The sequence below is a fragment of the Microbulbifer sp. YPW16 genome (assembly GCF_021290385.1).
GTDB lineage: Bacteria > Pseudomonadota > Gammaproteobacteria > Pseudomonadales > Cellvibrionaceae > Microbulbifer > Microbulbifer zhoushanensis.
Genome location: NZ_CP089928.1, coordinates 461,414 through 475,940, shown reverse-complemented (window position 1 = coordinate 475,940; position 14,527 = coordinate 461,414). Strand labels below are relative to the sequence as shown.

The 14,527-nt window shown below is 60.5% G+C and carries 13 protein-coding genes; 8 read left to right on the top strand and 5 right to left on the bottom strand.

What is annotated here, in order from left to right; all coding sequences use genetic code 11:
- Positions 1–109: 109 nt before the first annotated feature.
- Positions 110–1,291, top strand: a complete 1,182-nt coding sequence (locus LVE68_RS02075; RefSeq protein ID WP_232942715.1) for a hypothetical protein — start codon at positions 110–112, stop codon at positions 1,289–1,291.
- A gap of 299 nt (positions 1,292–1,590) precedes the next feature.
- Positions 1,591–2,052, top strand: coding sequence for a hypothetical protein (locus LVE68_RS02070; RefSeq protein WP_232942713.1), 462 nt, complete (start codon positions 1,591–1,593; stop codon positions 2,050–2,052).
- A 28-nt stretch (positions 2,053–2,080) separates the two neighbouring features.
- Here the strand turns inward: LVE68_RS02070 and LVE68_RS02065 are convergent, their stop codons facing one another.
- Complete coding sequence (locus tag LVE68_RS02065; RefSeq protein ID WP_232942711.1) at positions 2,081–3,043, bottom strand: IS110 family transposase; 963 nt, start codon at positions 3,041–3,043, stop codon at positions 2,081–2,083.
- A gap of 272 nt (positions 3,044–3,315) precedes the next feature.
- Here LVE68_RS02065 and LVE68_RS02060 point away from each other — a divergent pair, with 272 nt between their 5' ends.
- Both LVE68_RS02060 and LVE68_RS02055 read left to right on the top strand, forming a co-directional pair.
- The gene (locus LVE68_RS02060) at positions 3,316–3,870 is read left to right on the top strand and encodes a hypothetical protein (RefSeq protein WP_232942709.1); all 555 of its coding nucleotides are present in this window, start codon (positions 3,316–3,318) and stop codon (positions 3,868–3,870) included.
- Between the two features lie 189 nt (positions 3,871–4,059).
- Complete coding sequence (locus LVE68_RS02055) at positions 4,060–6,489, top strand: DNA polymerase II (RefSeq protein WP_232942707.1); 2,430 nt, start codon at positions 4,060–4,062, stop codon at positions 6,487–6,489.
- Positions 6,490–6,527: 38 nt separating this feature from the next.
- Here LVE68_RS02055 and LVE68_RS02050 read toward each other — a convergent pair whose 3' ends face one another.
- From LVE68_RS02050 to LVE68_RS02040, 3 genes are read right to left on the bottom strand one after another with little or no spacing between them, the layout of a single operon-like run.
- Positions 6,528–6,974, bottom strand: coding sequence for a hypothetical protein (locus tag LVE68_RS02050; protein ID WP_232942705.1), 447 nt, complete (start codon positions 6,972–6,974; stop codon positions 6,528–6,530).
- Complete coding sequence (locus LVE68_RS02045) at positions 6,961–7,653, bottom strand: response regulator (protein WP_232942703.1); 693 nt, start codon at positions 7,651–7,653, stop codon at positions 6,961–6,963. Before LVE68_RS02045 ends, LVE68_RS02050 begins: the two co-directional genes overlap by 14 nt.
- Entirely contained in the window at positions 7,653–8,900 is a 1,248-nt protein-coding gene (locus LVE68_RS02040; RefSeq protein ID WP_232942701.1) for a sensor histidine kinase, read from the bottom strand. The genes LVE68_RS02045 and LVE68_RS02040 overlap by 1 nt, the downstream gene beginning before the upstream one ends.
- A 303-nt stretch (positions 8,901–9,203) precedes the next feature.
- On the opposite strand from LVE68_RS02040, the gene LVE68_RS02035 reads away from it, so the two are divergent.
- Positions 9,204–10,031 carry a DUF2306 domain-containing protein gene (locus LVE68_RS02035; protein ID WP_232942699.1) on the top strand — a complete coding sequence of 276 codons (828 nt, stop codon included), beginning with the start codon at positions 9,204–9,206 and terminating at the stop codon, positions 10,029–10,031.
- Positions 10,032–10,301: 270 nt separating this feature from the next.
- Positions 10,302–11,225, top strand: coding sequence for a M14 family metallopeptidase (locus LVE68_RS02030; protein WP_232942697.1), 924 nt, complete (start codon positions 10,302–10,304; stop codon positions 11,223–11,225).
- Positions 11,226–11,280: 55 nt separating this feature from the next.
- Here the strand turns inward: LVE68_RS02030 and LVE68_RS02025 are convergent, their stop codons facing one another.
- Positions 11,281–11,715, bottom strand: coding sequence for an OsmC family protein (locus LVE68_RS02025; protein ID WP_232942695.1), 435 nt, complete (start codon positions 11,713–11,715; stop codon positions 11,281–11,283).
- 646 nt (positions 11,716–12,361) lie between these two features.
- Between LVE68_RS02025 and LVE68_RS02020 the strand changes: the two genes are divergently transcribed.
- Entirely contained in the window at positions 12,362–13,210 is an 849-nt protein-coding gene (locus tag LVE68_RS02020; RefSeq protein ID WP_232942693.1) for a PA4780 family RIO1-like protein kinase, read from the top strand.
- 55 nt (positions 13,211–13,265) lie between these two features.
- Positions 13,266–14,462 (top strand): formate-dependent phosphoribosylglycinamide formyltransferase, encoded by a 1,197-nt coding sequence (gene purT / locus LVE68_RS02015; RefSeq protein ID WP_232942691.1) that lies wholly within the window; start codon positions 13,266–13,268, stop codon positions 14,460–14,462.
- The last annotated feature ends 65 nt before the right edge of the window (positions 14,463–14,527 follow it).

The following is a 14,527-nucleotide window of genomic DNA, read 5'->3' as shown; positions in this document are numbered from 1 at the left end:
CCTGACACAATGTTGATCTGACCCCGTTATTCATTTGTTCAAAGTAGATTCAGCGGCGATTCAGTTGTGCCGGGTTAAAAAGCAGGTGTGAATCCAAGGAAAACGCACCATGCGCCAGGTCCCATACCGATTACTCGCCGCTCTCACCATCACTTTGACGCTCGGTGGCTGTGTCACCTACCCAGCAGCCCCGCCGGTGTTCGTCGGGAGTACCTATGTCCGGGAGGCTCCTCCGGTTTACTCCTATTCAGTGATCACCGATCCCGGCTATCGCTACTACGACGATACGCTCGGCGTCTACGTATTCTACGACCGCAGCGACGTTTTCTATCGACAGGGGCGTTACTATCGTTGGTATCAGGACCACTGGATCAGTGCCAATCACTGGCGTGGCCCCTGGTATCCGGCCCCGAATCTGACTATCTCGGGAAACTTCAATGATCGCTGGCATTCGCGCTTGCGCCGCCACGGCCATCGCTATGCCGGAGGACACGACTACAGACCGCCGCGCCGGCACGTTCATGACGACGGTTATGACCGGCGGGACAGATATGACAGCAACGCGCATCGACATGATCGCCGGGAGAAGGGTCAGGATCAACGTGAGAAGGGGCGGGATCGTCGTGAGAAGGGCTGGGATCGCCGTGAGAAGCGCCAGGATCAACACGAGAAGGGCTGGGATCGTCGTGAGAAGGGCTGGGATCGTCGGGAGAAGGGCTGGGATCGTCGGGAGAAGGGCTGGGATCGTCGTGAGAAGGGCTGGGATCGTCGTGAGAAGGGCCGGGATCATCGTGAGAAGGGCCGGGATCATCGTGAGAAGGGCCGGGATCGTCGTGAGGAGCGCCAGCATCGTGGCCGACGCGGTGAACATGGGTTTGCTGCCACAGCCGAGCCAAAGCGGCGGGCGTCTCAGGCGGATAACCGGAGCTGGGATCGCGGTAATGAACGCCGGAAGCCACGTCGGAATCCAAGTCGGGACGAGCGGGCAGTTAAACTCGCGGACAAGCCCACCGGCATTCGCGGCCCACGAGTTGTTCCTGCATTAGAGGATCCGGCAACCGATCGCCGCACGGTGCGCGAGAAGCCCAAGCAACAAAACAAGCGCAGCCAGCCCCAGCGCCAGCGCAATGCGCCAAATGATCGGCGCAATACTGCCGCGAAGCCAGCTCCGCGCCAGGAGCGCGAGCAACCCAAGAACGAGCAACCAAAGAAGAAGAAACGGGAAAAGGAAAAGAAGTCCAAAAAGAAAACGGATAGGCGTGATCAGAAACGCCTGGTGCGTGGGCCTTAACCGCCCCTCCAATGCAGCACGCCGGCGGATCGATTGAGCTGTCTGAAAATGGGGGTAGATCAACGTTATGGCGTTCATTGGAGTGGGGGCGCTTTTCCCTCTCACCCCTGGCTTGGGTGGGCTTCCAGACCCTGCTCGTCCAGTTCTGGTGATTGCTGACGCCTGTGCATTTATCGAGCAAGAATAAATGGGGTCAGATCAACTTTGTGACGTTAATTTGATTTATAGTATGTCAAGCCAAAATGGTGATCTGACATTATTTATTGTGTATTCAAAGTCCGCGTTGGAGGTCTGCTTCTGTGAGCAAGGAGCTAATTAGTCAGGTTCTACGTGGTGATTCGGAGGCTATAGCCGTCTTTGGTGGTAGTGATTATTGCGTGGTTATTGATTGGCGAGATCAACTAGACGAAGTGGTGAATGCATTTTCTGCTTTTCTTACAGGAGATAAACTTCTGGTGGAGGAGGTAGATGAAGATACTTTTCGAATACATTATGGCCAAAAAAGTGTTGAGGCCAAATCGGGTCTGAAACATGAAGAGTTGTTCCTGGTAATAAATTGCTTGTTATCCCCTGATTTCGAAGCAAGGCAGTTCAGGCCTTATGATGGAGATACATATTCATTGTATTTGGCGCCGAGCAAAACTTGGCTAGAACTGGACCAGGAGAGCCCGGAGGCCGTTGAAAAGTATTTCCTAAATATAGAACGACTAGCTGCATATTGGGGTAAAAACTATTGGGCTCGTCTGTTTAGCAAGCCATAGCCAGCATGCATAACAAGCGACTGTGATGTCAAGCAGCCTGCTTGACATCGCACTCTCCCCAGTAAGTCCCATCCCTCACCATCGCATTTAGCACTACAATCATCTTCCGCATGCTCGCCGTCAGCGCGACTTTCCGGTGCTTGCCCTCACTGACCAGGCGACTGTAAAAATCACGGATCATCGGATTGTGGATCGTCGCTGAAAGCGTCGCCATGTACAGGATTGTCCTGACCTGTGCCCGCCCTCCCTTAATTCTTCGCTTGCCTCTCAGCATGCCGCTATCGCGATTGAAGGGCGCCACACCAACCAGGGCAGCAATCTCCTTCGGGTTGAGGCTTCCCAGCTCGGGCAGCTCCGCGATCAGAGTGGTGGCCAGCAGCTTGCCGACGCCTGGTACAGTTTCGAGCTGTTCCCGTTTGGCGCGCCAGAGCTCCTCACTCTTTACCGCCTTATCCAGCTTCTGATCCACGCGCTCGATTTCCTTATCCAGGAACTTGATGTGGCGGCGATAGTCAGCCTGGAATGCTTTGGGCATGATTTTAGCCCGGTTAAGCTCCATGGTGCGCATGGTCATAACCTGACGGCGCCGTGCCAGTAAGTCTTTGATCTGCCGTTGAATTTTCGACTCGGGCGGCAATACCTCTGGTTGCATCACAGCCCCGAAAGCGGCAATCAGCTTGGCATCGACCTTGTCGGTCTTGGCGAGCTGCCCTGCGGCGCCCGCATACCGGCGCACGTTCCGCGGGTTCACGATAACCACCGGTAGCCCCGCCTCCACCAGCAGCTCATACAGCAACCTCTCATAGCGACCGGTGGCCTCCATGACCACTCTCTCAACGTTGAAGCGGCGAATCGCCTTAATCCATTTACCGATATCAGATCGGGTGTTCTCAATCTGCCAATACCGATCACGCTCGTGGATGTAGATATCCAGGAATGTCTTACCGACATCCACGCCAACATTTACCCCTGCTGTAGCCTTCTTGTTCATTGTGAGATCTTCCCATCCTTGCTACATTCGGGCTCGTGAGGCCCATTCGACTGTTCGGGTTGTACATAGGGTCGGCGTGACGCTACATGCTTGTTAACGGGCTAGGCATCGCCTGCACCTGCGCTGCATCGAGCTGTCACGCCGGTAACTTGTTCGTGGCAAGTTACGGGCCTCACCTTACCGAATTTTTGGGGGATTTCACCATACAAGAAGCTGCAGCCGATTGCTGACGAGCGGGCTGAGTATAGCTTTAAGCGCAGAGGAGAGGTTGCGTGAGCTTATTTTATAGCGTTTCTCAAAAGGAGTTGAAGGAGGAGAGGAATAGGATATTTCTTGAAAAGGGCCTTCCTGCACTAGAAAAACAAGGGTTCTGTAAATCACCTTTTTCAAACGCCTGGTTTGGCAAGGATGATATTGGAGGATATAGCTACGAGCTTTGTCGCCTTACGAATAAATCGGAACTCCAAATAATTGAAGTCGATATATGCCTTGGAGACAATTGGATTCAGGAGCACTTAAATATCTTTAGCTTGTCGCCGAAATGCCAAACTATAGAAAGCCTCTCAGGCATTGATGGATTACAGTTTCAACTGCCTCCAAACAGTCGAACCAGAACCAGGCTGGCCCCACCTAGAGGTCTAATATTAGCTGGCATGCCTCAACACAAAATTGGCGGATATTTAACCAGGAAGGGATTGTCTAAGAGATTGTCCAAATTGGAGAAATTGGTTGAATCCGATTTGAGTGATATCCAGAGCTACGTTAGCCGTTGGCACTCGTCCAATGTGCCTCTAAAAACAAACTGGGACGGCCATCCGGTCACCTGACTGTTGCCTCCTGGGTTCTGTGGATAACTTTGCGTTCGGTGCGTTTTTCCTCTCTCCATTCGGCTTAGGTAGGTCGCCAGAGCCCTTTCGTCTATCTCTGGCGATTGCTGATATCTGTGTATTTATCCAGTAGAATGGCGCCCATCACCAAGAAAAGCCTCAACCGAAGCCTTAACCCGGAACCGCCTCTTGCCTCAAGGATTTCTCCTCAGCCGCCACAGCTTTGACCAGCGCGGCAGTACCTGCATCCACTACTGGCTGGCCACGCTAGAGGGCCCGGTCAAGCTGGTCATTGAAGGAGAGCGCCCGGTCTTTATGGTGAAGGTGGCGGACCGGGCCCAGGTGACAGAGGCGCTGGCCGGCGTGCCCAGCGATTGGCAGCAGCTGGGCTTCCAGACCTTTGGCCGCGAGGAAGCGGCCATGCTGTATTTCCCCACCATCGACGCCCACCGCCGGGCCCAGACGCTGTTGCAAAATCGCGGCATTGAGGTGTTTGAAGCGGACTTTCGTCTCCACGACCGTTACCTGATGGAGCGCTTTGCCCGCGGTGGCCTCTACTTTGAAGGTGTGGCCCAGGCCAGGGACGGCTATACGGAATATCGCCAGGTGCGCCTCAAGGGCGCCGAGATGCAGCCGGATTTCAAGGTGGTTTCCCTGGACGTGGAGTGCTCCGGCCAGGGTGAGCTGTATTCCATCGGTCTCTATGGTCATGGCGTGGAAGAGGTGCTGATGGTGGGCTTAACGGAGGCCCAACCACAGAGCGCCGACACCGCCATCCACTGGGTGGATGACGAACGGGCCCTGCTCGAGGCCCTGGAGGCCAGGATCCAATACCTGGACCCGGACATCATCATCGGCTGGGCCGTGGTGGACTTTGATTTTCGGCTGTTGCTGAAGAGGGCCGGGCGCTATGGCCTGCGCCTGAAGCTGGGGCGCGGTGGCACAGATGCCCGCTGGCGGGATGGCCGGGAAGGCAGCCAGGGCTTCGTTACGCTCCCGGGCCGGGTGGTGCTGGACGGCATCGACGGACTGAAGAATGCCACCTACAACTTTGAAAGCTTCAGCCTGGAGTTCGTGGCCCAGACCCTGCTGGGCAGGGGCAAGGACACCGAAGACGTGGACAACCGCCTGGCGGCGATTGAACACGACTTTCGCCATAACAAACCCAAGCTGGCCGCGTACAACCTGGAAGACTGCCGCCTGGTCTGGGACATATTTCAGCACACCCGCTTGCTGGATTACCTGCGCCTGCGGGCCCAGCTCACCGGCCTGGAGCTCGACCGCAGCGGCGGCTCGGTAGCGGCCTTTACCAACCTCTACCTGCCCAGGCTACACCGCAGCCGCTATGTGGCGCCCAACCTGCCGGCCGACGGCGGCCTGGCCAGCCCGGGCGGCTATGTGATGGACTCCCGACCGGGCCTGTACGACAACGTGCTGGTGCTGGATTTCAAGAGCCTGTATCCCAGCATAATCCGCACCTTCAAGATCGACCCCATGGGCTTGATTGAGGGATTGGCTGAAGCGGCGGGCGAGGGTTTGGAAGAGGGAGCGGAAGAGGAATCGGAAGAGGGCGCGGCGGATGACCGGGTGGATGAAAACAGCATCCCCGGCTTTCGCGGCGCGCGCTTTTCTCGTGACAAGCATTTCCTGCCGGACATCATTACCAACCTCTGGGCCCAGCGGGACATCGCCAAGCAGGAGCAGGATGCCGCCCGCTCTCAGGCCATCAAGATCATCATGAACTCCTTCTACGGGGTACTAGGAAGTGGGGGCTGCCGTTTCTACGACACGCGCCTGGCCAGCTCCATCACCCTGCGCGGTCACGAGATCATGCAGCAGACGGCCCGCTGGATCGAGGAGCTGGGCCACCAGGTCATCTACGGCGACACCGATTCCACGTTTGTCTGGCTGAGCGGCCAGCCCAGCGTTGATGAGGCAGATGCGATCGGCAAGCGCCTGGCCAGCGAGATCAACACGCGCTGGCGGCACAAGCTCAAGGAAGAGCTGGCGCTGGAGTGTGATTTGGAGCTGGAATTTGAAACCCACTACCAGCGCTTTTTGATGCCCACCATTCGCGGCTCGGAGGCCGGCTCCAAGAAGCGCTATGCGGGCCTGGTGGTGAACGGGGGTGAGGAAAAGCTGGTATTCAAGGGCCTGGAAACCGTGCGCAGCGACTGGACGCCCCTGGCCAAGCAGTTCCAGACCCAGCTCTACGGGATGGTGTTTCACGGCGAGGACCCGTCCGACTATATCCGCGAGACGGTGGAGAAAACCCGGGCCGGAAACATGGACGAGCAGCTGGTGTACCGCAAGCGGCTCAGGCGCAAGCTGGAGCAATACGTAAAAAACGTGCCGCCCCATGTACGTGCGGCGCGCATGGCCGATGAACACCGCCGCCAGCAGGGGCTGCCACCCCGCTACCAGAAGAAGGGCTGGATCCGTTACGTGATCACCCTCAATGGCCCGGAGCCGGTGGATTACCGCCAGTCACCGATCGATTACCAGCACTATATCGACCGGCAGCTCAAGCCGGTGGCCGATGCCATATTGCCATTCATAGAACTGGATTTTGACAGCCTGGTGGATGACCAGCTGGGCCTGTTTGGCGTGACCGATTGAGCATCAGAATGTAGGGGTCAGGGAAAAATACTGGTGCTCTATGACTTTTCTATATTGGCATCAGCTAGCGCTGGCCACACCAGCCCCGCCCGTATACTCACCAGCAGGATGACAAGCGACATTTCCAGGGCCAGAAAGATTCCAATGGGGTGGCCCGGTACGCCTCTTACAAGCAGGTAGACGAGATAAGCTGTAGCAACCAGGTTGCCCACCAGGGTGGCGGTAAGTGCGTAGCCGCGGGCTTGCCAGAGCGGCTTGCTGAGCAGGATGTTCAACACGGCGGCACCGGCGAGCGTCACCCCGGGCAACATCAGCAGCAGGCGACGGGGCAGGGCAGTATCCTCACTTATCATCTGCCCCCAGACAGCGGCAAAATGGCCGTAGGCGCCCAGGGTGAGCAGGGCACCCAGCAGCACCGCACCGACGGCCGCGAGGCTATACAGGGAATTGCGCTGCAGATCTTGTCTTGAATCAGAATCCGACATCGCGCCCTCCGGCGGTGGCCAGCCCGCATTCGTAGGCGAACACCACGGCCTGGGCCCGGTCGCGCAAGCCCAGCTTGGAGAGCACGCTGGATACGTGGGTCTTGACGGTGGCCGGGCCAATAAACAGGGTTTCGGCGATCTCGGCATTGCTCTTGCCATGGGCGATCGCGGCCAGCACCTCGCGCTCCCGCGTGGTCAGGCGCTCCAGGCGTTCGGCCAGGTTGCGGCCGGTGCCCATCTTCTGCGCGAACTGGCTGATCAGGCGGCGGGTGATACCGGGCGCGAGCATGGCACCGCCATCGGCAACGGTGCGCACCGCTTCCACCAGCGATTCCGGCGGAATGTCCTTCAGCACAAAACCACTGGCGCCTGCCTGTAGCGCACGGAACACATACTCATCGGGATCGAAGGTGGTCAGGATGATGACCCGGCAGGGGGTGTCACTGGCTTCGGCTGCCTCCCCGGCTTTTAAGATCTGCGCGGTGGCTTCCAGCCCGTCCATCTCGGGCATGCGGATATCCATCAGGATGATATCCGGTTGATGCTGCCGTGCGGCTTCTATTGCCTCGATGCCGGTGCCGGCCTCGGCCACCACCTCAATATCGGGCTCGTTATCCAGCACCAGGGCAAAGCCGCGACGCACCAGCGCCTGGTCGTCCACCACCATCACTCGTATCATTAATTCCCCCTCTCCATGGTGGGCAGTTGTGCGGTCACTTCAAAGCCACCGCCTTCGGCGGGGCCGGCATTGAGCCAGCCGCCGAGCAGTTCCGCGCGTTCGCGCATGCCGGCAATGCCGTGCCCACCGCCGGCTTGCTCTCCACTTTGCTCGTGAGAGCGCCGCGCGTCTGTCTCACCTGGGCCCTGGCCGTCATCGCGCACACAGATCGCGAGATGGTCCGCTTCGGCGTTCACGCTGACACGGACGCTGGCCCCGGCACCCACATGCTTGATGACGTTGGTCAGTGATTCCTGCACGATCCGGTAGGCGGCAAGGGCGACCCTGGCAGGCACATCGTCGAGCTCGCCGTGAGAGGCGTAGTCCACCCTGGCCACCACCTCCCGGACCTTGTCGATCAGGGCGGGCAGGTCCGCCAGTCCTGGCTGCGGGGCGAGGGCGGCGGCATCACTGGCCGGGCGCAGTACGCCGAGCAGGTGGCGCATCTCCGTCAGCGCCTGGCGACCAGCAGCTTCCACCGAGGCCATGGCCTCACTGGCCGCCTCCGGGTTGTTGCGGCCGATGGTCCGGGCGGCGCCGGCCTGGACCGTCATCAGGCTCACCTGGTGGGCCACCACGTCGTGCATCTCGCGGGCGATCCGGGTGCGCTCGGCCGCGACAGCCCGCTCGGACTCCGCGTTGCGCTCCCGTTCCAGGTACCGGGCTCGCTCTTCCATCAAGCGCAGGTACTCGCCGCGAAAGCGCAACCGGCGGCCGGTATACCACAGTGCCCACGCCAGCATCACCGCCACGGTGCCCCCGGCCGTGGGCCTGGCCAGCACCCTCTCGTCGATCAACACAAAAGCCAGCGTCGCCAGCATCGCGATCCAGCTGGCCCGGGTGTTGGCCTCATAGCGCCCAAGGCTGTAGAGAGAAAACGCCAGGGCAACGATGCCCTCGGCCGGCAAACCCAGCTCCAGCACCAGCGTGGCCCCGAGAATAACGGCCTGCACCTGCCAGGGGTGGGTGCGGCGCCACAGCAGGGCGAAACAGCCGATGAAGGCGCACTGGAAAGCGGCGACATCCCAAATGCTTTGCAGGGCCAGCACCTGGTGTGTGTCATCCCGCGACCACATCAGCAGCGTCAGCAAAAAGGCGAACAGGACGATCAGCAGGTCGGTCAGCTGCGGCCAGCGCTCGAATGGCCCGCGGATGGGCTGCCAGACCGGGAGCCTGGGTAACTCTTGCCTCGCTAACTCTTGCCTCATTAACTGGGGGCTGGCCAATTCGGGGCTGCCATCAGCTGAATGCGATGCCTGCGTGGTGGGAGACGGCGATTTCATTTCCGCATGCTAAACCAGGCCCGGCAGGCTGTCATGGGCCTTGTGGGTGAGGGCACAGCAGGGGGGACTCCCCCTTTTGGGGGAGGCCAGATTCCTGCCTGTGGCGGATGTGCAGGGGTTATAAAAGGCCGACCATGTCCGGCAGGCACATTCAGTCCAGGCCTGCGAGGACCACACGGGAGAAAAGTATGTCGTGCGTCCCGCTTTATCAATGCATGGAGAACAACGATGAACAACGCTGTACTCAGCCCCACACTGCTGCGCCAATTCGATGCCCGGCGGGCCGTCAATCTATCGGTAAAGACGTGGTTTTGCATAGCGGCGATTGGCCACGGGATATTCCTGGCCTACATCCTCGCCGTGTTCTACCCGCCCATTGCCCAGTCCGGGCTTCACGGCCTGCAGGGGCTGCACTTGCCCGCGGGTTTTCGCGAGGGGGATACATTGGGCAACATCGCTGCGGTGGCCCACGTCCTGCTGGCCGCGATAGTGATCGGCGGCGGTCCCCTGCAGCTGGTGCCTGCCGTGCGCCGGCACGCACCCACATTCCATCGTTGGCTGGGGCGCAGCTACCTGCTGGCGGCCGTCATCAGCAGTGTCGGCGGGCTGTACATGACCTGGACCCGTCACACCATTGGCGACCTGGTGTCCCAGGTCACCATCTCCATCGACGGCATACTGATCCTGGTGTTTGCGTTCCTGGCGGTACGCAACGCCGTGGCCGGCCGCTTTGCCGGGCACCGGCGCTGGGCCCTGCGCCTGTTTATGGCTGCCAGCGCGGTATGGTTCTTTCGTGTGGCCCTGATGGGGTGGGCAATGCTGACCGGTGGGTGGGGAGTCGACTGGGACTCCTTCACCGGCCCCTTCCTGTACGCCCTGGGCGTTGGCCAGTACCTGCTTCCCCTGGCCATGCTGCAGTGGTATTTCCATTGCCAGAAGCGCGAATCCGGGCAGGGTACTCAGATTGCCTTTGTCAGTACGCTGGTGCCGCTCACCGCCTTTATGGCCGTTGGTATCTTTGCTGCGACCATGGGTATGTGGTTGCCACGGATGTAGGTAGTGGGCCGCACGCAAAGTTCGGTAATAGTTCGCTGCGCCAGACCGTCCAGCTCCGCGTTGAGAAAGCTTGAAATAGCGCTGCTATTCCAGCGCTTTCTCGCCTTGATCTGAACGACCTGACTGTGCTCCTTTGTCACCGAACTTCACGAGCGGCCCACTGGGCACGCCAAGTTCGTCATTCGCTGCGCGGAGTCGCCCGGCTCCACGATGTGGCTGTGCGGGTGTAGAATCCCCGCCAGTATCGACCATCACTGGAGAGCAAGCGCGATGAACACGACCCCCGAAGCCTACCCGATTGGTACCCCCGGCACGCCCTGGGGCGACGCGGAGCGCTCCGAGTGGCTGTCACGCCAGGCCCGCCAGCGCAGCTACGAGTCTGAGGTGTTAAGCAAGATCGAGCAGCTGCGCCCGCGTTTCGAGGTGGAGGAGTACGGCCTTCTGGAATACGGCGCCGACAAGTATCCGCTGATGGCAATCCGCAGCCGCGACTGGAACGATGACCTGCCGGTGGTGCTGGTGACCGGCGGTGTGCACGGTTACGAAACCAGTGGCGTTCACGGTGCGCTGCAGTTCGTGGATCAGCATGCCGCGGAGTACGCGGACCGCGTCAACCTGCTGGTCGCGCCCTGTGTCAGCCCCTGGGGCTATGAGCATATCCAGCGCTGGAACGCCCAGGCGATCGACCCGAACCGCTCCTTCTACGAAAACAGCCCCGCCCAGGAGTCAGCGGCGCTGATGCGGCTGGTGGCGCCGGTCCGCGACCGTGTGCTGATGCACATCGATCTGCACGAGACCACCGATACCGACGAATCCGAGTTCCGCCCCGCACTGGCGGCCCGCGATGGCAAGCCGTTCACGCCGGGCGGGATTCCCGATGGCTTCTACCTGGTGGACGACAGCGAGAACCCGCAGCCGGAGTTCCAGCAAACGGTGATTGCGGCGGTGGAGAAGGTCACCCATATCGCCCCGGCGGATGCCGACGGCAACCTCATTGGCTCGCCGGCCGTTGCGCGCGGCGTTATCCAGTACCCGCTCAAGCAGCTGGGCCTGTGTGCCAGCGTCACCAACGCCCCCTACAAGACCACCACCGAGGTCTACCCCGATAGCCCCCGCGCGACGCCCGAGCAGTGCAATGCCGCCCAGGCGGCCGCGGTCTGTGCGGCGATCGACTACGCGCTGGCACACCGGTAAGAAGGCGAGGTGCGTGTTGCCGGCGACGCGCTCTAACGGAGGGTGATACCGGAGGTCACGAAACCGTGACCTCTGCATTCAGCGTTATGGAGGACTTGAGGGAATTTGTCACCAGGCAACTCGCCTCAGACTTTTCCAGCAGCTTGTGCGCCTTATTTGTATCGGTGCCTTCTGGTACCTGCAACCTGGCGTTCACCTCGAAAGCGGTGAAGCAGGGTGTGCGTTCGACCTTATCCAGAATGCCGGTGACGCTGCATTCCAGTGATGTCCATTCAAGCTTGGAAAACTTGGCAATGGCGCGGAAGGTCAAAATGAAACAGTCCGCCACGGAAGCTACCAGAAGGTCTTCTGGTGACCAGCGGTCGCCGGGCCCGCCGAACTGGGCCGGTGCCGCAGAGGGGAGGGCCTCCAGCCCTTCAGCAGTCAGGGTGATTTCACTTTCACTTGCCGCACTGGCGGCCACTTTGTACTCGTGGGGAAATGCGTCCACGAAACCTCCTACAATCAAGTCATTGATTTATGCCGGGTAGTCCCGTCGTCTTTCCGCGACTATTCACGGCAGTGCATAACACGAGGGACATTGTCACCGCGAACACCTGATGCCTCATGGCTGTTCGTTAATCAGTGGCTGAAGAGAAACGCCGCATGAACGGTACCGTCAGACAAAACGCCCGTCCTGATTAGGATCAAGTCATCCAGAAATAAACGGGACCAGGCCGCCCGCGCCGGCAAGCCGCTCGAACCGCGGGATTCCCGATGGCTTCTACCTGGTGGATGACAGCGAGCACCCGCAGCCCGAATTCCAGCAGGCGGTGATCGCGGCGGTGGAGAAGGTGATCCACTCCGCCCCGGCATCGGCTCGCCGGTGGCCGCGCGGGGTGTCATCCAGTACCCGCTCAAGCAGCTGGGCCTGTGTGCCAGTATCACCAGCGCCCTTACAAGACCACCACGGAGGTCTACCCGCACAGCCCCCGTCCCACGCCTGAGCAGCGCAATACTACCCAGTCCGTTGCGGTGTGTGCGGCGATCGACTACGCGCTGGCGCACCGGTAATATGACTGAGAGTTGGCGGCTGCAGGCCGAGCGCGGCCCGACCCGGCCAGCGGACCGCCTCCGCCAACGATCAGAGCAGAAGCATGAAAGTACCCAAGAGATTACAACCGCTGGTCGACGACGGCATGATCAAGGAGGTCATTGCCCAGTTGATGAGCGGCAAGGAGGCACAAGTGTATGTGGTGCGCTGCGGCGACGGCTTGCGCTGTGCCAAGGTCTTCAAGGAGGCCAGGCAGCGCAGCTTCAAGCAGGCGGTGCAGTACCAGGAAGGCCGCAAGGGGCGCAACAGCCGCCGCGCCCGGGCGATGTCGAAGAAGACCCGCTACGGCCAGAAGGAGCAGGAACAGGCCTGGCTGAGTGCCGAGGTGGATGCCCTGTATCGGCTGGCATCGGCCGGCGTGCGCGTCCCCCGACCATACGGCTTCGTCGACGGTGTGCTGCTGATGGAGCTGGTAGCCGACGACGAGGGCTATGCCGCCCCGCGGCTGGATGACGTCACGCTGACCCCGGAGCAGGCCCGGGATTACCACGGCCAGGTGATAGCCGACGTGGTGCGCATGCTGTGTGCCGGCCTGGTGCATGGTGACCTTTCCGAGTTCAATGTGCTGCTGGACCGCGACGGCCCGGTCATCATCGATTTGCCCCAGGCGGTGGATGCCGCCGGCAACAACAACGCCGCCATGATGCTGGAGCGCGATGTCAACAATATGCGGGCCTATTTCGGCCGCTTTGCCCCGGAGCTATTGACCACCGATTACGGCAAGGAAATCTGGGCCCTTTATGAGGCGGGTGAACTGCACCCGGACAGTCCCCTTACTGGATATTTCGAGCAAGACACGACCAGCGTCGACGTCGGGGACCTGATGGACGTCATCGATGACGTGCTTGAAGAAGAGGCCGAGCGCCTCGCTCCGGCCTGGGAAGGATCGTAGGCCGCTGATGCTGATGATCTTCCTCGCGCAACATTCACAATAAGGCAAAAACTCTATGGCTACCCTGGGCACTCCGTTCTCTTCTACCGCTACCCGCGTCCTGCTCTGCGGCGCCGGGGAATTGGGTAAGGAAGTTGTGATCGAGCTGCAGCGGCTCGGCTGCGAAGTCATTGCGGTGGACCGCTACGGGAATGCCCCGGCGATGCAGGTCGCCGACCGCAGCCATGTGATCAATATGCTCGATGGCGATGCCCTGCGCGGCGTGATCGAACAGGAGGGGCCGCACCTGGTGGTGCCGGAAATCGAGGCCATTGCCACCGACACCCTGGCCGAGCTGGAAGGGGAGGGGGTCAATATCATCCCCACCGCGCGGGCCACCCAGTTGACCATGAACCGCGAAGGTATCCGCCGGCTGGCGGCGGAAACCCTTGGGCTGCCCACCTCCCGCTATCGCTTTGCTGCCGGGGAGGCCGAATTCAAGGCCGCTGTCGACGAGATTGGCATTCCCTGCCTGGTCAAACCGATCATGAGTTCATCGGGCAAGGGCCAGAGCCTGGTGCGGGATGCCTCACAGGTTGAGGAAGCCTGGGCCTATGCACAGGAGGGTGGCCGCGCCGGCAAGGGCAAGGTGATAGTCGAGGGCTTTGTCGACTTCGATTACGAAATCACCCTGCTGACCGTTCGCCACGATGACGGCAACGGGAATATTGTCACCAGTTTCTGCGCGCCCATTGGCCACCGCCAGGCGGATGGGGATTACCAGGAGTCGTGGCAGCCGCAGGCGATGTCGGCAGCGGCATTGGGCCGCGCGCAGGAGATTGCCAAAGCGGTGACCGACAATCTCGGTGGCCGCGGCCTGTTTGGCGTGGAGCTGTTTGTCAAAGGCGATGATGTGATTTTCAGTGAAGTGTCGCCACGGCCGCACGACACCGGCCTCGTGACCCTGATCTCGCAGGATCTCTCCGAGTTTGCCCTGCATGCCCGGGCCATTCTCGGGCTGCCCATTCCCAATATCCAGCTGCACTGCGCCTCCGCTTCATCGGTGCTGTTGGTGGAGGGCGATTCCACCCAGGTGCAGTTCGGCAACCTGGGCGCCGCGCTCTCGCGTCCCGATACCCAGCTGCGCCTGTTCGGTAAACCCGAAATTGCCGGCAAGCGCCGCCTGGGTGTCGCCCTGGCGCGGGCCGACGATACCGAAACTGCGCGCAACACCGCCAATGCGGTGATTGCCGATATCGAGGTAAAGCTGTAGCGGCAGTAGCAGCCGCCAGCTTCAGTGCTCTGAACCTGCGTCTGGTCACCCATATCGCCCCGGCC

Bases quoted from the DNA above. Each gene is read 5' to 3' on its own strand.
- LVE68_RS02075 (WP_232942715.1), top strand. From the start codon at position 110: ATGCGCCAGGTCCCATACCGATTACTCGCCGCTCTCACCATCACTTTG.
- LVE68_RS02065 (WP_232942711.1), bottom strand. From the start codon at position 3,043: ATGAACAAGAAGGCTACAGCAGGGGTAAATGTTGGCGTGGATGTCGGT.
- LVE68_RS02050 (WP_232942705.1), bottom strand. From the start codon at position 6,974: ATGTCGGATTCTGATTCAAGACAAGATCTGCAGCGCAATTCCCTGTAT.
- LVE68_RS02045 (WP_232942703.1), bottom strand. From the start codon at position 7,653: ATGATACGAGTGATGGTGGTGGACGACCAGGCGCTGGTGCGTCGCGGC.
- LVE68_RS02040 (WP_232942701.1), bottom strand. From the start codon at position 8,900: ATGAGGCAAGAGTTAGCGAGGCAAGAGTTACCCAGGCTCCCGGTCTGG.
- LVE68_RS02035 (WP_232942699.1), top strand. From the start codon at position 9,204: ATGAACAACGCTGTACTCAGCCCCACACTGCTGCGCCAATTCGATGCC.
- LVE68_RS02030 (WP_232942697.1), top strand. From the start codon at position 10,302: ATGAACACGACCCCCGAAGCCTACCCGATTGGTACCCCCGGCACGCCC.
- LVE68_RS02020 (WP_232942693.1), top strand. From the start codon at position 12,362: ATGAAAGTACCCAAGAGATTACAACCGCTGGTCGACGACGGCATGATC.
- purT (WP_232942691.1), top strand. From the start codon at position 13,266: ATGGCTACCCTGGGCACTCCGTTCTCTTCTACCGCTACCCGCGTCCTG.